This window comes from Acetatifactor muris (assembly GCF_024623325.1).
Lineage (GTDB): Bacteria > Bacillota > Clostridia > Lachnospirales > Lachnospiraceae > Acetatifactor > Acetatifactor muris.
On the sequence record NZ_JANJZD010000003.1, the window covers coordinates 1 to 23,704 of the forward strand.

Here is a 23,704-nt window from a genome sequence, read left to right on the forward strand (position 1 = left end):
GGACTTCCGTGGAACGCTCCAACAAGCGCGAGAAAGAGGACTATAAATTAGAAGACGGCAGGCACCGCTCAACTAAGATGTGGTACTGCCGCCTCTACAGCATCATGATGTTACAGCATCTTGATGCCTGGGAAATGCCATCGGCTGAGGCATTTCAAAAATCATTCTTAGGTTTAGCCGCCTAATAATGATATCTTAAGCGATTCCATAAGATTTTTCAAGGCATAGTACCCACTATGTCCAATGTTTATGTCCATTTTTCTCAAATTTCTTTTCCTGCACGATATTCAGTTGTCAATCTTCGGTTGGAATCTCCTTTATTGAGATTCCGAGAAGTTATATATGTGTCAGACCTCCGTCCAATAATTCCCGGATAATCTGCCTCTCATCCATTGGATATTTTTTCCCCTTTATCTCCTGATAATCTTCATGGCCTTTTCCTGCCAGCACAATCAAATCGCCCTCTTCCGCACTGGAAATCGCCCACGCAATCGCTTCCTTTCTGTCGCATATTTCCACATATCTGCCTGCGGTTCTGCCGATTCCGGTCTTAATGTCCTCAATGATATCCTGCGGTTCCTCAAAACGGGGATTGTCAGAAGTAATGACGGTTAAATCCGCCAGCCTTCCGCTGACTTCTCCCATCTCAAAGCGTCTGAGCTTCGAACGGTTTCCCCCGCAGCCGAATACACACACCAGGCGTCCCGGCTGATATTCCCGCAATGTCGTCAGCAGGCTCTCCAGTGCCATGGCATTGTGGGCATAGTCAATCAACAGTGTAAATTTATCCGAAACAGGGACTTTTTCTATGCGTCCTTTTACCTTTGCCGTCTTCAGAGCTCTCTGAATCTCCGGAAGCTCCACTTTAAAATGGCGGCAGATGGCAATGGCACACAATGCGTTATAGACGCTGAATCGGCCGGGGGCTGGCACTTCCACGGCAAAATCCATCAGCCCCGTCACATGAAATCTCACCCCCAGTTCTCCCGGCGTATGCACCAGTTCCAGATGCTCCGCCCGCAGCATGCTTTTCTCTCCCAGCCCAAAGGTCTCCAGTTCACAGGTATATCCCTCCAGCAGCTTTTCTGTATGAGTGTCATCCGCATTCACGATTCCTGTCCGGCATTGCCTGAACAGAAGACCTTTACAGGCCATATACTCCTCAAAGCTGGCGTGTTCGTTGGGTGCGATATGATCCGGCTCCAGATTGGTAAAAATGCCGTAATCAAAGGTAAAGCCCTGCGTCCGATGAAGCTTCAGCCCCTGGGAAGAAACCTCCATGACCACAATTTCCACCCCGGCCTCCACCATTTTCGCGAAGTCCTCCTGCAGCACATAGGACTCCGGTGTGGTACTTTCCGCGGGAATATGTGTGTCCCCGATAATCGTTTCGATGGTTCCTATCAGTCCCACCTTAAAGCCGGCCTCTTCCAGAATGTCTTTTACCAGCCAGGTAGTGGTTGTCTTACCCTTTGTCCCGGTAATGCCGACGACTTTCAGTTTCTCCGCGGGATGTCCGAACCAGGCCGCCGAGATAAAGGCCATGGCATATCTGGTATCTGCCACTTTAATCACGGTAATGTCCTGTGCCGACAGATTCTCCACCGCTTTGGAGACTACCAGGACTTTCGCTCCCTTTTCCACCACTTCTGCCGCAAAGCAGTGTCCGTCAAAATTAGCGCCTTCAATACAGATGAAGAGGCTGCCCTCCATTACTTTCCGCGAGTCATAAACCACTGCCGTCACTTCTGTGTCCATGGTTCCCTGTATGCATTCATAATCTGTCTGTTCCAACAAATCCAGCAGCTTCATATCTTTTCCTCCTGATATTTTCCTTCCGCTCCCTTTCGGTTTATTGTCCGGCAAAGGTGTTCTTTTCTATTTTACTCTAATTTGTGAATTTCTACCACCCTAAATTCACGTTTGGTTCACAAGGGTGAAAATATCTACAGGTAAATCAAAAAGGTTGGAAATATCCCGGCGCTCATGGTATAATGATTCTGCATTCGCAGAATACAAGTCAGCTTATGCTGACTTGACATCACTGCGTGATGCATTTTACCTGGCAATCCATGGCTTGAAAATCAAATGTCTCCTTCGGAGCCGCTTGATTTTCGGCGCTCATGGTATAATCGCTTCATTAAATATTCAGGAGGCCCACAGAATGGATGTATATCATAACAGCAATATATGGGGAAAAGGCAAAACTGGAACAAAACTGACAGCCCTCCCTGTCAGTCACTCTTTTCTTTGGGAAGAACAGGAAATTCTTATCCCGGCAGTCTATGTAGGCAAAGCAGGTGCCGTCCTTGATATATGCGCCAGAATCCCTGTAGAAGATATGGCTGCATTCCTGAAAAAATGGGATTATGAGCGGCGGATGTCATTAAGGACCCCGGAAGAATTTGAAATGATAGATGCGGACAACCCCGGAAGCAGAGAATTGGCCGTTGAAATATGTCTTGATGGTGTGCCGCTGGTATGTCGTATGAGCAGCAGCCTGAGATGGTATCCGGAAAATATAATCCAACTGGGGAGTGCCGGTCCAGCCGGCGAAGACGGGTTTGAAAATAATAAATCTGCCGTGGAATGGATGGAAGCTTATGGCTGCGACAGGGGATGCTGCTGGTATTTTGAGCGGCTTTCCTATAATTGGGACAATGAGCCAATACTGTCCCCTCAAAGAATATCTCTTGCTTTCCGGGCAAACTTAATCTCCGTCACTGCAGGGCATTTTTCCACTGACTTATCCTGCAATGGGGAAATGGTAAAGACAGCCCATCCCATAACAGGGCAGGAATACACCCTGACGCTGCACAGATGCGAACAGATCAGGAACAGCTTCGCAGAAATCGGTGCGAAAGGTGTGGTTTACCCGGAATACTGCCAGGTACTCTCCTACAGCATTGAGCCGGAAATAGACAGCAGCCTTTTTGACATTCGTGACTGCGCAGAAAGTGACCATCCGGAGATGGGTGATGCTCAGGACGCCCGGAGGCGGCCGGGCGGCTCAGACGGCCCCACGGCAGTCTTTATGGCGGGAAGAAATGTCTCTCCTGACAAACGGATGGCAGTTTCCTCCCTGCATTTTGAGCCTGTACCAGCAGTACAGTGGCGGATGGTTTTTCGGATAAAGCCAAAGGATGATATGGAAATCAGCTTTCCCGTCAAAGCATGATTCGTACAGGCAGCAGTATAAACATTAATCACGCACCAATCCCCTGCTCCAGCGCATACCATCTTACTGTTCAATCTGGTCCGCATATTTTATTCTGTAAATTCGTTTCAGGGAATCGTTAATACGCTCCTCCGCAATATTCCCGTTCTGCACAGCTTTCAGTACTCCCTGATAAGCCTGTTCAAAGTCCTCCGGCATCAGCAGCATGTCACAGCCTGCCAGGATGGCTCTCACAGCAGCTTCTTCCGCGGTATTGTATTCGGACACAGCCGCCATATTCAAAGCATCCGTAATGACCACACCGTTAAAGTGCATCTGTTCCCGCAGAATATCTGTCACCAGCATCCTGGAGAAAATGCAGGGTTCGTTGTCTCCGGTGAGGGCCGGCACCGATACATGGCTGATCATTATCATATCTGCTCCCGCGTCGATTCCCGCCTGAAATACGGTCAGCTCCTCCGCCCAGAACTGTTCTGCCGTTCTGTCCAGGGAGACCATGCCCTCATGTGTATCGCCTGTGGTGGCACCGATTCCCGGAAAATGCTTCAGGCACGCCGTCACTCCCTGTTCTTCAAGCCCTGCTCTCATGGAAGTGACAAATCCGGATACCGCGGACGCGTCTGCGCCGTAAGAGCGCTCCTTCATTATACTGCCATCCACATTGGCCAGATCCGCCACAGGTGCAAAGTCAAGATTAAATCCCAGCCCTGACAATGTACTTCCGATGCTTACCCCTGCCTGATATGCATTATCTGTATTCCCTGTGGCACCGATATCCGCGGCGCTGCCCGCTTCCGGCCCAATCCCCGAAGCAGCTACTCTCGACACGCTGCCGCCCTCCTCGTCCACCGCCAGGAAAAGCGGATATTTCGCATACTGCGCGGTGTTCTCCAGCATTGTCTTCAGCTGTTCCTCCGACTGTATATTCTGCTTAAAATAGATAAGACCTCCTACCGGGTATTGGTTCAGCGCCTGCTGCGTTCCCTCTCCCGCCTGTATCACAGTGGAAACTCCGGTAATTGCTTCCGGGGCCACAATGAAAAGCCCCATTACTTTATCTTCCAGAGACATGGCCGCCACTTTCGCCTCCACCAGTTCCTCCAGCTTCTCCTCCGGCGTTGGCGCCGGCTCCGGTGTCACGGTTTCCTCCGGCACAGGTTCCGGCGTGGCAATAGACTCCTCATCTGCCAGCATATCGTCTATTAATTCCTTATTCTCCGCTTCCTGCTCTGTCGTCTTACTGTCTGACAGCAGATATCCGGTTACGAACACAATACCTGCGGCAGCAGCTGATATGAGAACTGTCAGTATCACATAGGAAATAATCTGGTTTCTGACACGTCTCTTTCTCCTGAGCTCTCTTCTGTTCTGCAGTTTGTCATTGTTGCCCATATGTATCCTCGCTTTGTCTGACCGTCCGGCGCGTCTTCCGTCTCACTGTCCTGTTCCTGCCACTGTCTGTTCTGCTTTTACACTTCTTCCGGCTGCTGTCCAATACAGCGCACCTGGCCCTTCTCACAGAAATAAATCCGATTAACGCACATTAAGGAAATGAACCTGCGCCCATTTCCTTAACTTCCTCCGATTTATCCTCTGTATTTCATTTCTTTTGCATTATTCTTATTCATCAGCATGTTAACTCTTCTGTGCACTGCCGGAAGACATTTTTATTATAGTAAACTCACGCGCATCTGTCAACAGATTCCGACAGATTTCTAAATATTTCCAGCACATCCGGCCTTTCACTGTCACAGATTCGTCAGCACGAAAATGTCATAAATTGCCCTGATTGCAGTTTCAAAGTCTTCGTTCGCCACACCGATAATGATATTGAGCTCGGAAGACCCCTGGTCAATCATCTTGACATTGACATTGGCATGGGCCAGCGCGGAGAAAATTCTTCCTGCCGTACCCCTGGTGGACTTCATGCCTCTTCCCACGACGGCAATCAGAGCGAGGTCCGATTCAATCTCAATGGCATCCGGCTTTGCCAGCCGGTAGAGGGCAGCCGCCACTTTCTGCTCTTTGTGCACGAAATCATCCTGATGCACAAATATAGTCATGGTGTCGATTCCCGAAGGAACATGCTCAAAAGAGATTCCGTTCTCCTCGAAAGCCTGCAGAACCTTTCTGCCAAACCCGATTTCGGAATTCATTTTATCCTTCTCAATATTGATGCAGCAGAACCCTTTCTTCCCGGCAATCCCGGTAATGACATATTTCGACTTCTGGCAGGTACTGCCCACAATCCAGGTGCCGCTGTCCTGAGGTGCGTTTGTATTGCGGATATTGATGGGAATCCCCTTCTGCCGCACAGGGAAAATCGCATCCTCGTGAAATACCTCCGCCCCCATGTAGGAAAGCTCTCTCAGCTCCCGGTATGTAATCACGTCAATCCCCTTCGCATTGCTGATAATGTCAGGGTCTGCAATCAGAAATCCCGAAACGTCCGTCCAGTTCTCGTACACATCCGCCTGTACTGCCTTGGCCACAATGGAGCCTGTCACATCAGAGCCGCCTCTGGTAAAGGTCTTCACAGACCCATCCGGACGGGAACCATAAAATCCGGGAATCACCGCATTGTCGCCTTCTGCCAGTCTCGCCGAAAGCACTTCGTTGGTCCTGTCAGCATCAAATCTTCCGTTCTCATCAAAAAGAATTACATCCGCCGCATCGATAAATTCATAGTCCAGATAAGCGGCCATAATAATGCCGTTCAGATATTCTCCTCTGGAGGCGGCATAGTCTCTGCCCGCTTTTTCCTTAAAATTCTTCTCGATTGTTTCGAATACCTCCTCCAGATCTGCGGAAAGCTGCAGCCCCACAGTTATCTCAAAATATCTGGCCTTAATCGCGGATAATGCTTCCGAAAAGTCCTCACCGGCCTCTGCCAGGTCGTAGCAGGCATACAACATATCCGTTACTTTGGTATCTTCTTTAAAGCGCTTTCCCGGCGCTGAAGGTACCACATATTTTCTGTCCGCATCACTGCGGACGATATCTCCCGCTTTTTTAAACTGCTCAGCACTTGCCAGAGAACTTCCTCCGAATTTTACTACTTTAGACATTTTTTCCACTCCTCATTGCCTTTTTGTAATTTAGACAAATTATCATAACAGACATCGCTGAACTGTTATAAATCTTCTACACAGCCAGAAATTTATCAATCAGTCTGTATCCCGACGCCACAAAATTTCCTGTCTTCCTGCATTCTTCCTCATTATAGCTCTGCTCATGCCGCCGGAGGCTGGTACTGTCATAGAGCATATAGGGAACGCTCTCCGAAGTATGGGTCCGCACCCGGACAGGTGTGGGATGATCCGGCAGTACCAGCAGCCGGAAGGCTTCTCCTGCATCTTCCATCTTCTCCACCAGCGGACCGATTACTTTCCCGTCGAGAAATTCAATGGCCTGAACCTTTTTCTCTGCATTTCCCTGGTGCCCCATCTCGTCCGGCGCCTCCAGATGAATATAGGCAAAATCATACCCCTGCCGGGTCAGAGCGTTCACAGCCGCCTCCACTTTTCCGGCATAGTTGGTATACAGACCGCCGTTGGCACCTTCCACACAGGCCACACCCATGCCGGCGCCCACGGCAATTCCTTTCAGCAGGTCCACAGCTGATACCATCATTCCCTTTTTCCCCGTTTTCTCCTGGAAGGAAGTCAGAGCCGGCTTCGTGCCGGCTCCCCAGAACCAGCAGCAGTTGGCGGGATTCAGTCCCTTTTTCTTTCTCTCCAGATTGAGCGGATGATTTACCAGAATATGATAGCTTTTCTCCGTCATCTCACGGAGCACTTCGTCTTCCGGCAGATACTGCCCGATTTTCTGCCCCAGTATATCATGAGGCGGGGTCAGCTCCACTACTTTTCCCCTGTTCCAGATAAGACAATGTCGATAGCTGGTTCCCACATAAAACTGATATGTCTCGTCTGCCAGCTGTCTTTCTACCTCCCGGAGCAGCACGGCACAATCCTCCGTGCTTATCTCAGAAGAACTGTGATCTATAATCCTTTTTTCTCCGAAGGGTCCCTCTTCCTCAGAAAGCGTCACGATATTGCAGCGGACGGCAATATCCGTGTCCTTCATGGGTACGCCGATACTCAACGCTTCCAGCGGAGAGCGTCCGGAGTAATACTTTTCGGGATTGTACCCCAGCACAGCGAGATTCGCGGTGTCAGACCCCGGCTTCATTCCCCCGGGAATCGTATGCACCATCCCCAGTTCACTGAGTCTGCTGAGTCTGTCCAGATTCGGTGTCTTTGCCCAGGCAAGAGGCGTCTTATTCTCCAGCGCGGCAATCGGTTCATCCGCCATGCCGTCACCCAACACCACAATATATTTCATTGTTCTCTCCTTCCCGTATTACGCCGAATTCCACCTTCTGTAAATGTATTCCTGTCGCTGTTCACTTCATTCACAGCAGACGTATTCTGCTTAAAACGGCGTCTCCAAGCAACGCGCACTTCTCGTTGAACTCTTTTTCCCTCATCTGAGCAGTGAAAAAGCCGAACGCTTCTCCACCGTCCTGCAGCACAACGCTCTTCCCCCCTGCAAAAGTCTCCTCCACTGCCCTGCGTGCACCCGCTTTTGCTCTGAGGAAAAACCTGCGCTTTGTATCTGCCACTTCCGCCACTTTCGCCGCCTCTCTGTCCCAGATACAGATGACATTCCTGCCCTGATGCTTTGCGCAGTCTATCACGTCTGCCACCACCGCGCTTGCCGTGGGCAGCTTGCCGGCGCCGCGCCCGTAAAAAATCACGTCACCCAGCATATTCCCCGTGACCAGCACCGCATTAAACACATCGTTCACAGCGGCCAGGGGATATCCGGCGGAAAGCATAAAAGGGGCAACCATGGCCAGCACGCTTCCGTCCTCCTGCATCTTTCCTATGGCCAGCTGCTTAATCACCATTCCTTCCAGACGAGCATATTCAAAGTCGGCTCCGGTGATTCCGGTAATGCCCTCGGTGTATATCTCTCCTGCGTCCACATTCCTGCCGGTAATCAGGGATGAAAGAATTGCCAGCTTACGGCAGGCATCATGTCCTTCCACATCCGCCTCGGGATTGCGCTCCGCATATCCCAGCTCCTGGGCCTGCTTCAGGGCCTCATCATACTCTGTCCCCTCACTGCCCATCTTTGTGAGAATATAATTCGTAGTACCGTTTAATATAGCCGTGACGGCCTCGATTTTCTCTGCCGTCAGCGCAGTATTCACCGAGCGGATTATGGGAATGCCGCCTCCCACACTGGCTTCAAACATATAATTACAATGCCGGGCAACAGCAAGCTCCAGGAATTCGGCACCGTGCTTCGCAACCAGTTCCTTATTGGAGGTGCATACACTTTTGCCTGCTTCCAGCAGCTGCCTGGTAAACTGATACGCCGCACCGATCCCTCCCATGACCTCGCACACTATACTGATTTCCGGATCATTTAATATAGTGTCAAAATCATGTATGACACGATCTTCATACGGATCTCCCGGGAAATCTCTCAGGTCAAGAATATACTTGACTCTGACCTCATCCCCGGCCTTTTTCATCACTTCCTCATGGTTGCGTCCGATTACTTCCACCACGCCGCTTCCCACAACTCCGTATCCCAGCACTGCTATATTTATCATCGTAATCTCCTCTTCTCACTGCATTTTATCTGCCGCAATCCTGCGCATACTTTATGCCGGCAGAATATCCGGTTCCTCCATGCGCATAATATCGCGGCATTTTCTTATGACAAAGGGTATCTGTCTGTCAGGGTCTGGACAATGACCCGCGCCTCGGCAATTTTGTCTTCGCCCCCCTTAATCACAAGGGCAATTGCCTCCGCTATCCTGTCCATATCCTCTGTATTCATCCCTCTGGACGTAGCCGCAGGCGTACCCAGACGGATGCCGCTGGTCACAAACGGCGACTGCGGATCGTTCGGAATTGTATTCTTGTTACAGGTGATATTTGCCCTGTCAAGCAGTTTCTCCACCGCCTTGCCCGTGAGGCCGTAATTGGTCAGATCTACCAGCATGAGATGGTTGTCCGTGCCTCCGGACACGATCTGAATCCCTCTTTCCATAAGTCCTTTGCAGAGGGCCTGTGCATTGTCTATGATATTTTTCTGATAAACCCTGAAGTCATCGCTCAGCGCCTCCTTAAAGCATACTGCCTTCGCGGCAATGACATGCATCAGAGGACCGCCCTGGGTGCCCGGGAAAATCGCCTTGTTGAAATTGTATTTCTCATTCACCTCATTGCTGGACAGAATCAGCCCGCCCCTGGGCCCGCGAAGTGTCTTATGCGTAGTCGTGGTGGTTACATGGGCATATGGTATGGGATTGGGATGAAGGCCTGCCGCCACCAGTCCCGCAATATGCGCCATATCTACCATGAGGAATGCGCCCACCTCGTCGGCAACCTCTCTGAACTTTTTGAAATCTATCGTGCGCGCGTAGGCGGAAGCGCCTGCAATGATCATTCTGGGCCGGGCTTCCAGCGCGATTTCACGCAGTTTATCGTAATCTATAAAGCCATTGTCATCTACTCCGTAAGGAACGATTTTGAAATATTTTCCGGACATATTAACAGGACTTCCATGAGTGAGATGTCCGCCATGATCCAGATTCATGCCCATGATGGTATCTCCGGGCTTACATACCGCAAACTGTACCGCCATATTGGCCTGCGCACCGGAATGAGGCTGTACATTGGCATATTCACAGCCGAACAGCTCCTTTGCCCGCTCTATGGCAAGCTTTTCCGCCACATCCACACACTCGCATCCGCCATAGTAGCGTTTTCCGGGATACCCCTCCGCATATTTATTGGTCAAAGGACTTCCCATGGCTGCCATCACGGCTTTGCTCACCCAGTTCTCGGAAGCAATCAGCTCAATATGGCTGTTCTGTCTAGCCTGCTCGTCCACAATGGCCTGTGCAATTTCAGGATCAACTTTTCTAATTTCGTCCAACGAATACATTCCAAAATCCTCCTCCTCTTTTTTCGGCCTGACACACGGTTCGATTATATCATAGAATGAAGAGATTGCAAATAAAAAAACAGACAAAAATTTTCGAATCGGGTTTACGGATTTATCTGTTACTGTTAAAATGGAAGTGATTTTGAGCAGATCAGCTCAATTTTACATCAGAAAGCAGAGGGTATTTCATGTATCATATTATTATCAATCCCGTTTCCCGTTCAGGCAAAGGACTGCAGATATGGAAGAATCAGGTAGAGCCCATACTGCAGAGAAAAAAAGTCCCTTATCGCCACTATTTTTCCGAATGCGCCGGGGACACCACCTGTATTGCCGGAAAATTATCCTCTCAGACCACAGATGTTCTGTCCCTTATCATTCTGGGGGGTGACGGTACCGTAAATGAAGCTCTCCAGGGGCTGGACGATACCTCCCGGGTAGTTCTCGGTTATATTCCCACCGGCTCCAGCAATGACCTGGCCAGGGATTTGAAGATACCCACGAATCCATCAGAAGCGCTGGACCTGATTCTTCACTCTGGCAATCCTCTTCCCATGGACCTGGGCACCGTACTCTATACCGACGGTGAGCGGAGGCGCTTTGCCGTCAGCTGTGGTATCGGTTTCGACGCAGCCGTCTGTGAGGAAGCACTTCATTCCGGGCTCAAGAGGGTCATGAACAGGCTGGGGCTGGGGAAGCTGACTTACCTGGGTATCGCGCTGAGACAGCTGCTCGCCGCCAGAGCCATTTCGGGAAAGCTTACCATGGAAGACAGTGCACCCATAGATATCGGCAATATGCTTTTTACCGCATGCATGCTCCACAAATATGAAGGCGGAGGCTTTATGTTCGCTCCCGACGCAGATGCAAACGACGGGCTCCTGAATATGTGTGCCGTGGGCGATTTGTCAAAGCTGCTGATTTTATTTGCCCTTCCTACCGCTTTCAAAGGAAAGCACTTCCGCTTCAGGGGTGTCAGTCCCTATTGTGCAGACAGCCTCACTATCGAAACCAGTCAGCCGCTGTGGGTACATACGGACGGGGAAGTCACCCGCAAAAGCAATCGTATCCATGTCACCTGTGAGAAAGATGCAATCCGGATGATACGCTGATTTCTTCCAGGTTGCAGCGACCATACCTTTCATCCATGATCCCGAATCCCTGAATCCTTAAGGATTTCTAAATAATCTTAAAGAACTGAAAAAAAGCATTGAAATATAATTATTACAAGCTATAATTAAGGGAAATTGTTTTATAGTTTCTATTGTTACAGTTTCTGTTCTTCAGGGAAAAAATTGAAAGGCTGGTTTTTACGAGATGAATATTTTAAAGCGTTTATATGCAAAGTATAAGCACGGAATCCCGCTTGCGATATACATGATTATCTATCTGTCATGGTTTGCATGGCTGGAGAGCACCAATATCAAGAACTATCAGGTCATACATGTAACTCTGGACGATTATATTCCCTTCTGGGAAGTGTTCGTTGTTCCCTACTTTTTATGGTTTGCCTATGTGGCGGCAGTGGTGGTTTTCCTTTTTTTCAAAAACAGGCAGGAGTATTACAAATGCTGTGTGTTCTTATTCACCGGCATGACCATTTTCCTGATTATCTCCACCCTGTGGCCCAACGGCCATCATCTCCGGCCGGCAGTGATGCCCCGGGATAATGTCTTCACACAGGCTGTCTCCTTCCTGTGGAAAGTGGATACCCCCACGAATCTGTGGCCAAGTATTCATGTGTATAATTCCATGGGCGCGCATTTTGCAGTTATGCGCTGCACCGCGCTGAAAGGCAGAAAAGGGATCAAATTTGCCTCCGGTATTTTATGCGTGTCCATTATCCTCTCCACGATGCTCCTCAAGCAGCATTCTGTATTTGATGTGGCTACGGCAATCGCGCTGGGCAGTGTCATGTACACCTTTGTATACAGGAGAGAAGCCGCACTGGCTGCCGGAAAAATGCGGCGCGGAATGAAAAAGAGAATATCAATGTAAAACAGTTTGTAAAGAAAAACGCCGGCAGTTTCCAAAACCCGGCGTTCTTTTTAACCCTTCTTTTAATCCTTTGAAATTATATGTGCAGTACAGTCAGACTTTCTGCATCAGTTAAATTTGAATATCTTCTGGCAGATCTTATAGCCTCCCACGGATATTTTACGGCCGCTTTTTCCGGGAAGGTTCATGGCGCTTCCCATGATACCATGCCTCATCCTTGTAAACAGTTTTTTATCCTTTGCCTTCAGATATTTCCACAGCTCTTTTTTCTTCTCCAGGTTTTCCTCCGTACCTGACCGGATCAGCAGCACGGATGATACTGTAGTTATGATTTCCAGATAATTATACATATACTGATAAAGTCTTTTATCTTTTAACAGCTCCTGCTTTTTATCCACAAAATAGTCAATCATAATCTTATTTACCTTAATCTGCTGATCTATTCTGGATATCATAGTGGCTTCGTTCACAGACTGTCCTTCCCTTCCGATATAATACCGATACAGGTTGACATCCAGATAATAGATATTCTTCACAAAGGGCAGTGGCTCAAACACATAGATGTTGTCCACATAAAAGGTATGCTTTGGAAGCTCCAGTCCGCATTCCCGCAGCAGTCTGGTCCGGAAAATCACCGAATGCATCAGAATATAATGTCCCTTGGAAAAGTGATGGCAGTCCTTCCAGGTAAACATTTCTCCCTGGGGAAGAATATGGCGATAATGCATTACCTTTTTTCTCTTCTCGCCCTCCTTCTCATAGACAAAATTGCAGACCAGCATATCCAGACTGCATGCCCCCCCAGCCAACTCTCTCAAAGTGTCAAGCACCTGAAGGTATGCTTCCTTCTTCACCCAGTCGTCGCTGTCCACCACCTTAAAATACAGGCCGGTGGCATTCTGAATCCCTGTGTTTACCGCGGAGCCATGTCCTCCGTTCTCCTGATGCACGGCCTTCACAATAGAGGGATACTTCTGCGCATATTCGTCCGCCACCCGGGCTGTTCCATCCTTCGTGGAACCGTCGTCCACAATGATAATCTCCACATCCTCCCCGCCTGCCAGCAGAGATTCCACACATTTTGCCATATACCCTTCCGAATTATAACAGGGTATTGCAATTGATAACAGTTTCATTTTATTAACCATACCTTTCCTGTAATTTACAACTTCGCATTATGCCTTTCCGGATTCATATCTCTCCTTGCCCAGCCTGATGCTCAGATATTTTGTATATGCACTGAAGGCAGACGGAATGGGATATCTGTCCCTTGTCTCTTCAGGTTCAATATACAGCCAGTCCTCTGCAGAATCATTTGCTTTCCCCGGCTCCAGCCTGTCCACTTTGACCATATATCCTTTCATATGCCATTCTCTGTGGGTAAAAATGTGTCTTGCATCCTCCAGCGGCTGAATCTCCAGTGCTCTGAGTCCCCTTTCCGCCAGATATCCCGCTACTTCCTCCCCGGTGCGGAAACCCTCTATCGAGGGAAACTCATACATTCCGGCCAGCAGTCCCCTGCCGGGACGTTTCCGTATGGCCGTTCTTCTCTCATCCATAATTAACAGTATTGTCTTATCTTCAGTCTGTCTGGGCTTTTTCGCCTGCCGTCTGGGATAATCCTGCTCTGTCCCCGCCCTGTGAGCGGCACAGAATTCCCCCAGCGGACAGCTTCCGCACAGCGGCACCCCGTTGGGAATACACACACAGGCCCCTATTTCCATCATGGCCTGGTTGAAATCTCCCGGACGGTCCCGGGGTATCACCTCTTTTAAATCCCGTTCCACACCCTCTTTTACCTTTGCTTCATCTACAGGTCTTGGGTCCTCTGTCAGCCTGGATATCACACGAAGCACATTTCCATCCACCGCGGGCACCGGCCGCTGAAAAGCAATGGAGGCAATTGCTCCCGCCGTATAATTCCCGATTCCCGTAAGCGTAAGCAGTTCTTCATAAGTATCCGGCATTTCTCCGCCATATTCTCTCTGTATCTGAACTGCCGCCTTTTTCAGATTCCGGACTCGATTGTAATATCCCAGTCCCTCCCAGAGCTTCAGCAGAATCTCTTCCTCCGCTTCCGCCAGCGCTTCAATATCCGGAAGTTCCTTCATAAATCGTTCAAAATAGGGTTTTACCGCCTCGACTCTCGTCTGCTGCAGCATAATCTCAGATACCCACACACGATAAGGCGTGGGCTTCTCCCGCCAGGGCAGAATCCGTCTGTTCTCATCATACCACTTTAAGAGCGGCATGGAAATATGCCCAAGCTTATTCTTTTCTGAGGTTTTTCTTAAGGTTTCATAAACGTCCGTTTTCATTATTCCCTTTTCCTCCGGGCAAAGTATAACCGGAACGGGCCTGTTTATTCTCATACTCTCCGGTGTTACCAGGCAGTCATATGCCAGTATCTCCACCCCCGCCTTCTCCGCTCTGCAGAGCGCCTCCGCAAATTCGGAATGCATTCTCCTGTTGGGAGTAAAATACTTCACATTCTCCATCTGGATCACAAACAACACAAAACAGCGGTAACCTGCATGCCTGGCCTGAATCAGCTCCTCCACATGCTTTACCGCTCTGTCCGAAGGCGCATCCGGAAACAGGACCACTCCGTCCTCCTCCAGTGTGACACCCTTTACCTCCATAAAAATCCTGTCCGTCGCTGTTTCCATATAAAAGTCGAACCTGGAACTGCCGTATTTAACTTCCGGCCGTACCAGCGATATATCCGCCTGAAAAGTACCCGCCCGCAGCCATTCCTCCACCGCCTTATTCGGCGCCTGAGAGTCCATGTTAATCAGCCTTTTCCCTTTTTCCACGGCCACCAGATCACAGGCCGTACTCCTTTTGGGATTACTGCTTCTCTCCAGATAAACCCGGGCCCCTTTCTGCAGAAGCTCCCTGCATCTGCCTGTATTTTTCACATGGACTGTCTCTGTACTGCAGCCTTCTATCCCCTGTTCCCTCATATTGGCGATTTCCACTTTCGCGATAAACCGGTTGGGACGTTCCAGAAAACGCCCCGGCACAATATGCTTATATTCCATTCTGTAAGTCTGTCTCCTTTTACCTGATTTGTTCATCCTGCACTTCTGCAGCATGGTACCCTGGCCGCAGGCACAGCCTGTGCCGCACTGGCCGTGTGTACCGACTGGTCGTCAAAAAAGATTTGAGCGCCAAACGCCTTCAGCACATCTTTTTTCTCCAGACCTCCCAGAAAAAAAGCCTCATCCACTCTCACATTCCATGCGCGCATGGTGCGAATCACTCTCTCATGGGCGGGCGCACTGCGGGATGTCACCAAAGCCGTCCGGATTGGACAGTTTTCTGTCCCCAGCTCTTTCTGCAAATCCGACAGCTTTTTTAAAAACTGAGCAAAGGGACCTTTTTCCAGGGGCTCCCTGGCATGCATTTTCTCATTTTCTTCAAAGGCATTCAGGCCCTTCTCTCTGAATATCAGTTCCGACTCATCCGTGAAAAGCACGGCGTCCCCGTCAAATGCAATGCGAATCTGACATGCCTCATCCGCCCTTTCCCCCTGCCCGGCGGCAATCCCCGCCTGTATGGGAATCACCTGTGCCGGCGCGCCGTATCCTCTGTGCTCCGTACAGATAATCCCGGCCGCTATACCGCTGTCTATGGCACTTTGCACATCATCCTCATAAGCGGACAGGAACAAATCCGTGTGAAACGCCGTCAGATAAGGTGCCAGCGCCGCACCGCTTACCAGCACTGAGCGAGTAATGCTCAACCCATAATGTGCAATGGCATTAAACACTCTCAGAGAAGTGTCCGGACTGTTCCGTGACATGATAATCACTTCCACCAGATCTTTGTTCTGGCTGTATTCATTCAGCTTAAGCAATGCCTTGATGAGTCCGAATCCCGGTCCCGGCTTCAATATCTCCTGTTCATGCTCCACCTGATATCTGCAGTATGCTTCCAGTCCCTGCTGTTCAAAAATCTCGTTCTCAACTGTCAGGTCAAACAGTGCCCTGGAAGAAACGCCGATTACCATCTTTTTCTCCAACTTATATGCCATATGCCGCTCCCTTCCCTGAATGTCCGTCATATATGCCCGCCGCACATAAATGTCAACACAACATACATCTTATGCCGGAATCATCACAACAGTTCCTGCTTTCGCCGAACCATATATTCAACACATTTTAAAGAAAGCTCCAACGGCAATGCTGCCATATGCTCTTCCTCACCTCAGACGATTACATTCATAACGCTCCAAAGTCAGCAGACAGGCCCGCAGAGCCTCGTAACGCTCTTCGATATCGCCGTCGTTTATCTCAATGTCACAGGCAATTGCCATGGTTGTGAGCATGTCATCTGTAATTCTGTGGTGAAGTCCTGCCAGAATGTTGAGCCGCTGTTCATAGCTGTCTGCATCCAGGAACTCCATCACCAGGGGGTCAAGAGACAGTTCTCCGCACGCATCCGGGTCCATATCGCTCTGAACGGCATCCTTCCCGTATGCTTCTCCTCCCGTACCAGTGTGAATGGTACCCTTTTTATCCGCTTCATCCGGGTCTGTCTCCCCTGCTTTTGTATATTCCAGCAGACGGTCTGCTCTGTGCCTGTCTGCATCAGGTCCCTGTAATTCAAATCGGAATTCCTGCTTTGCGTCGGGATACTTTTCCCTGTCCACTTTGCTCACAAACATGTCAAGAGGCCTTGCATAGGTCCTGAAATCACCGTAAAGCGCCTGATAGACTACCAGCGTCTCCCCTGTTTCAGTATGTTCCGCAACAGCCGTTATCTGATACAGATTTCCTTTAAAATGCTTATATATCTCCTGTGGTTTCGGAATAAATGACATCTTCGGACTCCTTTCCGCCCGCCGCAGTCCTGCGCAGGCATTCCTGAAAAGAGTATACCCCTATTTTTAAGAAATGTCATGTACTTCCTGTCATTCATATGTAATTTAATCTGCAAATCGGCAACAGTCCGGACAAATCATGTCTCTCTTCGCACAAACCGGGCAGATTTTCATTTTCATTATCTCACATTCAGACTGCTGTCCAGGAATCTGTGAGTAAATGAACAGCCTTCATCTTCAAAAACGAGCTCTTCCAGTTCCGCCATCAGCGCAAACCTGTTCTCATCGCTCAGTCTGTCGATCTTGCCGTGATGCACGGTCAAAGTGTACTCTCTCTTCCCGTCTCCGTCAATCACCCTGGTCAGCATGACGCCACTGTTGACAAAGCCTTTCCCGTCCAGAAACGCCCGCGCCTCATCCACCAGTATCCGCTCCTGTTCCTTATAATATCCTTCCAGCTCCTGTGTGCTCAAATCGCTCCGGCTCATAGCGGTTCCCGCGCTGCAAAATATCGTAATCCATGTCAGAAACAACACCATTATCGGAAATCCGCCTTTTCCTGTCCTTCTCATTTTCTTCATCTCCCTCTCCTTCTCGCAGAACAAATGTTCTCTTTCCTTTTTCCAGAATAAAACATTTGTTCGAATTTGTCAACGATTTTTGACAGGCAAATTGTATAAAATGATAAGGCCCATAAAACGCCCTCAAAAAATATTTTCAAAGTTGCCGGCTCAAGTTCCGTCCCACTGATATTTCTTCATATCCACATGAGTTTCATCCCGGAATTTCACGCCCTCGTCTTCCAGCAGATGTCGCTGTTCCGGAAAGTGCGGTGCCAGCCTCCCCGCATGATTCACCACACGGTGACAGGGATATTTCCCGTAATATTCCGCTCTGCTCAGAACCTTTCCCACAAGTCTCGCATTCTTATCCCTGCCGATTAACCGGGCAATCTGTCCGTATGTAGCCACTCTGCCTTCCGGTATCTCCTCCACCGCGGACAGAATCTCGTAAATCAACCTTTCTGTCATGACCGCCGCCATATCTGACTTCTCCTTTTTACCCCAGTAAATATTCGCACTCCGCAGCCTTTGCCCGGCCCGAACCACCATTGAAAACCCGCAGAATTTCAGTATCCATCTTCGAAATCCGCCTGCTCAGACAGCCTCCCTGCCATGGGCAGCCACTTCTACAGCGCAGTTCCTTTCTTCGGGACAAAGAGAGAGGACATATTCACCTTCTCCAGGGTAAGCAGCTTTACCTTCCTGTCAATTCCCCCCGCATAACCGGTGAGGCTCCCGTCCGTCCCCACCACCCTGTGACAGGGAATGATAAGCGAGACGGCATTATGTCCCACAGCTCCGCCCACAGCCTGAGCCGACATATGTGAAAGCCCCTTTTCCGCTGCCAGCCTGCCTGCAATTCCCCCGTAAGTCATGGTCTGTCCATAGGGAATCGTCAGCAGAATCTCCCATACCTTTTTTCGAAACGGGGTTGTCTTCATCGCGAGAGGCGGTGTAAAATCCGGCTCCCGTCCCTGAAAATATATGTCCAGCCATTCACTGGCCCGGTCAAACACCGCCGTATTTTTCTCCTGATGTTCTTCCGACAATGTGAGCGCACAATATTTCTGATCCACAAACCACAGGCCATTCAGCGCTTTCCCGTCACAGGACATTAAAATCCTTCCGAGGGGTGACTCATAATACCGGATATATTCCATATTATATCTCCTCCTGCCCATACCTGTTCCCACAGACGATACTTATAACAGATTCTCTGACCGGAACTTTATTATATTACAACCCTGCAGATATTTCCACTGCTTTCCATTTTACCCCCAAAATCACCTGGATGACTTTTGATTCTTCCGCAAAAACAGCTTGCCAATTACAGGGAATCCGGTATAATGTAGGTAACGCGTCAGGTCTGAGCAAAGCCGCAGCGCAGAACAAAAGCCATAAATAAAAGGAGGCTAACAATGAGTATTCAGGAACTCAAGCCCATAAAAGCGGGCAAAGTGCGTGAGATTTATGACAACGGAGACAGTCTGATTATGGTTGCAACCGACAGAATCAGCTGTTTCGACGTCATTTTAGGCAACAAAGTGGAGAAAAAGGGAACCGTGCTGACCCAGATGTCCAGATTCTGGTTCGATATGACAAAGGATATCCTGCCAAACCATATGCTGTCTGTGGATGTAAAGGATATGCCCGCCTTTTTCCAGACGAAGGAATTTGAGGGAAAAAGCATGCTGTGCCGCAAGCTGAATATACTTCCCGTGGAATGCATTGTCCGCGGATACATCACCGGAAGCGGGTGGGCCAGCTATCAGAAGGACGGTACGGTCTGCGGCATCCGCCTGCAGTCAGGACTACGGGAAGCGGACAAGCTGCCGGAGCCTGTTTATACCCCTTCCACCAAAGCTGAAATCGGAGATCACGACGAGAATATTTCCTTTGAGCAGAGTGTCGACTATCTGGAAAAGCGCTTCCCCGGAAAGGGCAGGGAATATGCGGAGAAAATCCGTGACTGTTCTCTTGCGTTATATAAAAAATGTGCCGATTATGCCCTGAAGCGCGGCATCATTATAGCGGACACCAAGTTTGAATTCGGTCTTGACGAGGACGGCAATATTGTACTGGCAGATGAAATGCTGACTCCTGACAGTTCCCGTTTCTGGCCCGCGGACAGCTATGAGCCCGGCCACGGTCAGCCCTCCTTCGACAAGCAGTTTGCCCGTGACTGGCTGAAGGCCAATCCGGACAGCAACTGGGTTCTCCCGGAGGAAGTAGTTCAGAAGACCATCGAAAAGTATCTGCAGGCCTATGAAATGCTGACCGGAAATGCATTATAAATTTACGCATGGCAAACGCCCCGCTGCATTCATATAACTGCATCGGGGCGTTTTCACACACAGGGGTCCTGCGCAGGCATATATCCGTTATCCTGCGTCTTCCAGGTCTTTCGCTTTCGTCCTTGCATCAATGACAGCTCCGATTCTGGACTTCACCAGCTTTGCGATTTCCATCGTCCGCATTTCTGCATATTCCTCGTAATAAATCGGTTCCAGAAAATGTACCTGCGTTTTTACCCTGCGCAGAGAATTTATCCCGAAGGGTTTGTAAGAGTCGATAATAGCCACCGGCACAATAGGAGCCTTCGCCTTCACCGCACACTTAAAAGAACCAGCCATAAATTCCTGAAGATCATTCCGGTTATTGTCATAACCGCCCTCCGGGAATATAATATAACGTCTTCCTTTTTTCACATTCTCCGCAATCTCAAGAATCGCCTTCAGCTGTGTCTTCATATCCCGTTTGTCCAGCCGGCACCCCTGCACCAGATCAATGAAGGTATCTGTGATAGGCAGTTTTGAGCGATACGCATCTATCACCACTGTGCAGGGTCTGAAATGAGAATACATAATTCCCAGGGTATCGTATTTCCCCTGATGATTGGAATACATCACATAGCCGCCCTCTTTCGGCAGTCTGTCCTGTCCGGTGCACTCCGTTCTGATACGGCCGTTGTGCATCATAATGGAAATACATCTCCTTGCCATCCTGTAACGGCGCTCCTCCGAAAAATGTGATCCGTGCCGTTCAATAAAATGTGCTTTACAGATATAATAGATGACACATGGAAATGAAACTGCTATCACATAACATAACCTTAACACAATCAACACCTCAGCCTTCTTCGCTGTTATCCTCCGCACCGTCCCAGCAGTAAGTACAAAGCCTGCTTCTGTCGATCCCCACAGCTGCAATCATATCATCCAGTCTGTGATAACGAAGGGTGGTAAAGTTCAGCTGCCTGCCGATTCTCTCCACCATCTCCGCATATTCCGCCCTGTCAGGATCCGCATAGTGCTTTAAGTCTATCTTCCTGTCCTCCTGCTCCATTTCCCGTATCACTCTTCTGGCAATCAAATCCATCTCCGAAGTTGAGCGTGAAAAATTCAGGTATTTACAGCCAAAGAGAATCGGAGGGCAGGCAGGACGGATATGCACTTCCTTCGCGCCGCTCTGATAGAGGAATTCCGTTGTCTCCCGCAGCTGCGTTCCCCGGACGATAGAGTCATCAATCAGAAGCAGACTCTTCCCCTCAATCAGATCCTGTACCGGAAGAAGCTTCATCCTGGCAATCAGATTCCTCTGGGTCTGAATCACCGGCATAAAGGACCGGGGCCAGGTAGGCGTGTATTTGATAAAGGGCCTGGAAAAAGGAACCCCCGATCTGTTGGCATATCCGATGGCATGAGCGATTCCGGAATCCGGCACTCCCGCCACGGTATCGGGCTTCACATGATCCCGTTCCGCCAGCAGAGCTCCGCAGTTATAGCGCATTTTCTCCACGCTCACTCCCTCGTAGGAAGAGGAAGGATATCCGTAATATACCCAGAGAAATGTACAGATTTTCATCTTCTTTCCGGGATCTACCAGGGTGTGAACGCCCTCAGGTGTCACCACGGCAATTTCGCCGGGCCCCAGCTCTCTGTCGGACACATATCCCAGATTCAGGCAGGCAAAGCTCTCAAAGGAGACACAGTACGCGCCTTCCTTTTTCCCGATGGAGACAGGTGTCCTGCCATAGCGGTCTCTGGCCGCATAAATTCCTTTGGAAGTCATAACCAACAGGGTCATGGAACCTTCAATGACCTCCTGCGCATACTGAATCCCCTCCACCAGGTTGTCCTTCTGGTCCAGAAGCGCCGCCACCAGTTCCGTGGCGTTAATATCTCCGCCGCTCATTTCAAGAAAATGTGCATGGCCTTTGGAGAACAATTCCTGTGTCAGGAAGTCTGCATTATTAATTCTGCCTACAGTGGCAATGGCATAGGTTCCATGGTGAGAACGCACCATCAAAGGCTGGGGCTCAAAATCAGATATACAGCCAATCCCGATACTCCCCCGCATATTAATCATTTCTTTGTCAAATTTTGTACGGAACGGCGCATTCTCAATGTTATGAATCGCCCTGTCAAATCCGCGTTCCCTGTCATAAATCACCATTCCCGCCCGCCTGGTACCCAGATGAGAATGATAGTCCGTTCCGAAAAATACGTCAAACACGCAGTCCTCTTTGGCCGCAACACCAAAAAAACCTCCCATGTATACCTCCCTGTCATCAACTGTTCTTTATCTTACTTTTTGTACTTCACTGTCCCGGGGCCAAACGCCGCCTTTTATATTACACATGAATCTCCGCTTTCATTCCAAGCAGATCCGCATTTTCCTCCAGCACAGGCCCAACCACCTTTTTCAGAAAAGCCTCCACCTGCTCCGCGGCACGGCCGGTATACCTTGAAGAATCCATGGCCTTTCGCAGTTCCTCCAGATTCATGTTGAAAGCAGGATCCGCCGCAATCAGTTCCAGAAGATTATTCTCCTTCCCCTCCACCTTCACCTGGCGCCCGGCTTCCATGGAAAGCTCACGAATGCGCTCATGAAGTTCCTGACGATTCCCGCCCATCTTCACCGCATCCATCATGATATTCTCTGTGGCCATAAAAGGAAGCTCACTCTGCAGATGCTTCTCTATCACCTTCGGATATACCACCAGCCCGTCCACCACATTCAGGCATAAATCAAGAATCCCGTCCACTGCCAGAAAACCTTCCGGAATGGACAGACGTTTATTGGCCGAGTCGTCCAGCGTTCTCTCAAACCACTGTGTGGCGGAGGTAATTGCCGGGTTCAGCGCATCAATCATCACATATCGGGACAGAGAAGCAATTCTTTCGCTTCTCATGGGATTTCTCTTGTACGCCATGGCCGAGGAACCGATCTGGCTCTTCTCAAAAGGCTCCTCCACCTCCTTCAGATGCTGCAGCAGACGGATATCATTGCTCATCTTGTGGGCGGAAGCGGCAATGCCGGCCAGAACATTGGCTACCCTTGTGTCCACTTTCCTGGAATAGGTCTGCCCGGATACCGGGAAACACTCCCTGAAGCCCATTTTCTCCGCAATCATGGGGTCGATTCTGTCCACAATTTCCTGGTCCCCGTCAAAAAGCTCCAGAAAAGAAGCCTGGGTACCTGTGGTTCCTTTGGAGCCCAGAAGCTTCATTCCGTTCAATACATAATCCAGATCTTCCAGATCCAGATAGAATTCCTGCAGCCACAGAGTCGCCCGTTTTCCCACTGTGGTGGGCTGGGCAGGTTGAAAATGCGTAAAGGCGAGAGTGGGCTGTGCCTTATACGCATCAGCAAATCCGGCCAGTCCGGCAATCACGTTCAGCAGCTTCCGCTTCAGCAGCTTCAGTCCTTCAGTCATCACAATGATATCCGTATTGTCTCCCACATAGCAGGAGGTTGCCCCCAGATGAATGATGCCGGCCGCCTTCGGACATTGCTGTCCATATGCGTATACATGGCTCATGACGTCATGGCGGACTTCCTTTTCCCGTGCTTTCGCCACATCGTAATTGATATCTTCGGCATGCGCCTTCAGCTCGTCAATCTGGTCCTGGGTGATAACCGGTCTGCCGTTCCGGCTCAGCCCCAGCTCCTTCTCCGTCTCCGCCAGGGCTATCCACAGACGCCTCCAGGTGCGGAATTTCATGTCCGGTGAAAAAATATACTGCATCTCCCTGCTTGCATACCTCTCGGACAGGGGACTCACATATCTGTCTGTACTCATATCATGCTCCTTTATTATAGTTCCTCAATCCATGTATCTTCGGGACACCTGCTGTTATCGTTCCCTATGTGTCCCGACAC

At 49.7% G+C, this 23,704-nt stretch carries 20 protein-coding genes and 1 pseudogene; 5 read left to right on the plus strand and 16 right to left on the minus strand.

Annotated features, from left to right (window positions below):
• A pseudogene (locus NSB25_RS03295) lies at positions 1–185 on the plus strand (hypothetical protein); the annotation flags it as partial.
• A 151-nt stretch (positions 186–336) separates the two neighbouring features.
• Here the strand turns inward: NSB25_RS03295 and NSB25_RS03300 are convergent.
• On the minus strand, positions 337–1,812 hold the full coding sequence (locus NSB25_RS03300) for a UDP-N-acetylmuramoyl-L-alanyl-D-glutamate--2,6-diaminopimelate ligase (RefSeq protein WP_103238258.1): 1,476 nt from the start codon (positions 1,810–1,812) through the stop codon (positions 337–339).
• A gap of 352 nt (positions 1,813–2,164) precedes the next feature.
• On the opposite strand from NSB25_RS03300, the gene NSB25_RS03305 reads away from it, so the two are divergent.
• Positions 2,165–3,178, plus strand: coding sequence for a hypothetical protein (locus NSB25_RS03305; protein WP_103238220.1), 1,014 nt, complete (start codon positions 2,165–2,167; stop codon positions 3,176–3,178).
• A 63-nt stretch (positions 3,179–3,241) separates the two neighbouring features.
• Here the strand turns inward: NSB25_RS03305 and NSB25_RS03310 are convergent, their stop codons facing one another.
• The 5 genes from NSB25_RS03310 to glyA form a co-directional block, all read right to left on the minus strand.
• On the minus strand, positions 3,242–4,570 hold the full coding sequence (locus tag NSB25_RS03310; RefSeq protein ID WP_103238219.1) for a glycoside hydrolase family 3 N-terminal domain-containing protein: 1,329 nt from the start codon (positions 4,568–4,570) through the stop codon (positions 3,242–3,244).
• Between the two features lie 356 nt (positions 4,571–4,926).
• On the minus strand, positions 4,927–6,246 hold the full coding sequence (locus tag NSB25_RS03315; protein WP_103238218.1) for an aspartate kinase: 1,320 nt from the start codon (positions 6,244–6,246) through the stop codon (positions 4,927–4,929).
• Between the two features lie 76 nt (positions 6,247–6,322).
• The gene (locus NSB25_RS03320; protein ID WP_103238217.1) at positions 6,323–7,525 is read right to left on the minus strand and encodes a cofactor-independent phosphoglycerate mutase; all 1,203 of its coding nucleotides are present in this window, start codon (positions 7,523–7,525) and stop codon (positions 6,323–6,325) included.
• Positions 7,526–7,595: 70 nt separating this feature from the next.
• Positions 7,596–8,807, minus strand: coding sequence for a homoserine dehydrogenase (locus NSB25_RS03325; RefSeq protein WP_103238216.1), 1,212 nt, complete (start codon positions 8,805–8,807; stop codon positions 7,596–7,598).
• A 104-nt stretch (positions 8,808–8,911) separates the two neighbouring features.
• Positions 8,912–10,150, minus strand: coding sequence for a serine hydroxymethyltransferase (gene glyA, locus NSB25_RS03330; RefSeq protein WP_103238215.1), 1,239 nt, complete (start codon positions 10,148–10,150; stop codon positions 8,912–8,914).
• 188 nt (positions 10,151–10,338) lie between these two features.
• Between glyA and NSB25_RS03335 the strand changes: the two genes are divergently transcribed.
• A complete protein-coding gene (locus NSB25_RS03335) occupies positions 10,339–11,262 on the plus strand; it encodes a diacylglycerol/lipid kinase family protein (RefSeq protein ID WP_103238214.1) in 924 nt (307 codons plus the stop codon).
• 205 nt (positions 11,263–11,467) lie between these two features.
• Positions 11,468–12,148 carry a phosphatase PAP2 family protein gene (locus NSB25_RS03340; RefSeq protein WP_103238213.1) on the plus strand — a complete coding sequence of 227 codons (681 nt, stop codon included), beginning with the start codon at positions 11,468–11,470 and terminating at the stop codon, positions 12,146–12,148.
• 107 nt (positions 12,149–12,255) lie between these two features.
• On the opposite strand, the gene NSB25_RS03345 is transcribed toward NSB25_RS03340, so the two are convergent.
• The 7 genes from NSB25_RS03345 to NSB25_RS03375 all read right to left on the minus strand — a co-directional run bounded on the left by NSB25_RS03345 (position 12,256) and on the right by NSB25_RS03375 (position 18,699).
• A complete protein-coding gene (locus NSB25_RS03345) occupies positions 12,256–13,284 on the minus strand; it encodes a glycosyltransferase family 2 protein (protein WP_103238257.1) in 1,029 nt (342 codons plus the stop codon).
• A gap of 39 nt (positions 13,285–13,323) precedes the next feature.
• Positions 13,324–15,192, minus strand: a complete 1,869-nt coding sequence (gene mutY, locus NSB25_RS03350) for an A/G-specific adenine glycosylase (RefSeq protein ID WP_103238256.1) — start codon at positions 15,190–15,192, stop codon at positions 13,324–13,326.
• Between the two features lie 32 nt (positions 15,193–15,224).
• Positions 15,225–16,187: a 5'-nucleotidase gene (locus NSB25_RS03355; protein WP_103238255.1), complete on the minus strand. Its 963-nt coding sequence runs from the start codon at positions 16,185–16,187 to the stop codon at positions 15,225–15,227.
• Between the two features lie 168 nt (positions 16,188–16,355).
• Positions 16,356–16,976 carry a DUF1653 domain-containing protein gene (locus NSB25_RS03360; RefSeq protein WP_103238212.1) on the minus strand — a complete coding sequence of 207 codons (621 nt, stop codon included), beginning with the start codon at positions 16,974–16,976 and terminating at the stop codon, positions 16,356–16,358.
• A gap of 179 nt (positions 16,977–17,155) precedes the next feature.
• A complete protein-coding gene (locus NSB25_RS03365) occupies positions 17,156–17,557 on the minus strand; it encodes a hypothetical protein (protein WP_146039973.1) in 402 nt (133 codons plus the stop codon).
• Positions 17,558–17,707: 150 nt separating this feature from the next.
• Entirely contained in the window at positions 17,708–18,019 is a 312-nt protein-coding gene (locus NSB25_RS03370; protein WP_103238210.1) for an MGMT family protein, read from the minus strand.
• 146 nt (positions 18,020–18,165) lie between these two features.
• The gene (locus NSB25_RS03375; protein ID WP_103238209.1) at positions 18,166–18,699 is read right to left on the minus strand and encodes a methylated-DNA--[protein]-cysteine S-methyltransferase; all 534 of its coding nucleotides are present in this window, start codon (positions 18,697–18,699) and stop codon (positions 18,166–18,168) included.
• A 258-nt stretch (positions 18,700–18,957) separates the two neighbouring features.
• Here NSB25_RS03375 and NSB25_RS03380 point away from each other — a divergent pair, with 258 nt between their 5' ends.
• Positions 18,958–19,833: a phosphoribosylaminoimidazolesuccinocarboxamide synthase gene (locus tag NSB25_RS03380; RefSeq protein ID WP_103238208.1), complete on the plus strand. Its 876-nt coding sequence runs from the start codon at positions 18,958–18,960 to the stop codon at positions 19,831–19,833.
• Between the two features lie 87 nt (positions 19,834–19,920).
• Here NSB25_RS03380 and NSB25_RS03385 read toward each other — a convergent pair whose 3' ends face one another.
• The 3 genes from NSB25_RS03385 to purB all read right to left on the minus strand — a co-directional run bounded on the left by NSB25_RS03385 (position 19,921) and on the right by purB (position 23,624).
• Positions 19,921–20,541: a lysophospholipid acyltransferase family protein gene (locus tag NSB25_RS03385; RefSeq protein WP_242982290.1), complete on the minus strand. Its 621-nt coding sequence runs from the start codon at positions 20,539–20,541 to the stop codon at positions 19,921–19,923.
• Between the two features lie 127 nt (positions 20,542–20,668).
• Entirely contained in the window at positions 20,669–22,093 is a 1,425-nt protein-coding gene (locus tag NSB25_RS03390; RefSeq protein ID WP_103238207.1) for an amidophosphoribosyltransferase, read from the minus strand.
• 79 nt (positions 22,094–22,172) lie between these two features.
• On the minus strand, positions 22,173–23,624 hold the full coding sequence (gene purB, locus NSB25_RS03395; protein ID WP_103238206.1) for an adenylosuccinate lyase: 1,452 nt from the start codon (positions 23,622–23,624) through the stop codon (positions 22,173–22,175).
• Between the last annotated feature and the right edge of the window lie 80 nt (positions 23,625–23,704).

Bases quoted from the DNA above. Each gene is read 5' to 3' on its own strand.
- NSB25_RS03315 (WP_103238218.1), bottom strand. From the start codon at position 6,246: ATGTCTAAAGTAGTAAAATTCGGAGGAAGTTCTCTGGCAAGTGCTGAG.
- purB (WP_103238206.1), bottom strand. From the start codon at position 23,624: ATGAGTACAGACAGATATGTGAGTCCCCTGTCCGAGAGGTATGCAAGC.
- NSB25_RS03375 (WP_103238209.1), bottom strand. From the start codon at position 18,699: ATGGAATATATCCGGTATTATGAGTCACCCCTCGGAAGGATTTTAATG.
- glyA (WP_103238215.1), bottom strand. From the start codon at position 10,150: ATGTATTCGTTGGACGAAATTAGAAAAGTTGATCCTGAAATTGCACAG.
- NSB25_RS03335 (WP_103238214.1), top strand. From the start codon at position 10,339: ATGTATCATATTATTATCAATCCCGTTTCCCGTTCAGGCAAAGGACTG.
- NSB25_RS03355 (WP_103238255.1), bottom strand. From the start codon at position 16,187: ATGGCATATAAGTTGGAGAAAAAGATGGTAATCGGCGTTTCTTCCAGG.
- NSB25_RS03320 (WP_103238217.1), bottom strand. From the start codon at position 7,525: ATGAAATATATTGTGGTGTTGGGTGACGGCATGGCGGATGAACCGATT.
- NSB25_RS03360 (WP_103238212.1), bottom strand. From the start codon at position 16,976: ATGTCATTTATTCCGAAACCACAGGAGATATATAAGCATTTTAAAGGA.
- NSB25_RS03370 (WP_103238210.1), bottom strand. From the start codon at position 18,019: ATGGCGGCGGTCATGACAGAAAGGTTGATTTACGAGATTCTGTCCGCG.
- NSB25_RS03365 (WP_146039973.1), bottom strand. From the start codon at position 17,557: ATGAAGAAAATGAGAAGGACAGGAAAAGGCGGATTTCCGATAATGGTG.
- NSB25_RS03310 (WP_103238219.1), bottom strand. From the start codon at position 4,570: ATGGGCAACAATGACAAACTGCAGAACAGAAGAGAGCTCAGGAGAAAG.
- NSB25_RS03305 (WP_103238220.1), top strand. From the start codon at position 2,165: ATGGATGTATATCATAACAGCAATATATGGGGAAAAGGCAAAACTGGA.
- NSB25_RS03345 (WP_103238257.1), bottom strand. From the start codon at position 13,284: ATGAAACTGTTATCAATTGCAATACCCTGTTATAATTCGGAAGGGTAT.
- NSB25_RS03380 (WP_103238208.1), top strand. From the start codon at position 18,958: ATGAGTATTCAGGAACTCAAGCCCATAAAAGCGGGCAAAGTGCGTGAG.
- NSB25_RS03390 (WP_103238207.1), bottom strand. From the start codon at position 22,093: ATGGGAGGTTTTTTTGGTGTTGCGGCCAAAGAGGACTGCGTGTTTGAC.
- NSB25_RS03385 (WP_242982290.1), bottom strand. From the start codon at position 20,541: ATGGCAAGGAGATGTATTTCCATTATGATGCACAACGGCCGTATCAGA.
- NSB25_RS03340 (WP_103238213.1), top strand. From the start codon at position 11,468: ATGAATATTTTAAAGCGTTTATATGCAAAGTATAAGCACGGAATCCCG.
- NSB25_RS03325 (WP_103238216.1), bottom strand. From the start codon at position 8,807: ATGATAAATATAGCAGTGCTGGGATACGGAGTTGTGGGAAGCGGCGTG.
- NSB25_RS03300 (WP_103238258.1), bottom strand. From the start codon at position 1,812: ATGAAGCTGCTGGATTTGTTGGAACAGACAGATTATGAATGCATACAG.
- mutY (WP_103238256.1), bottom strand. From the start codon at position 15,192: ATGGAATATAAGCATATTGTGCCGGGGCGTTTTCTGGAACGTCCCAAC.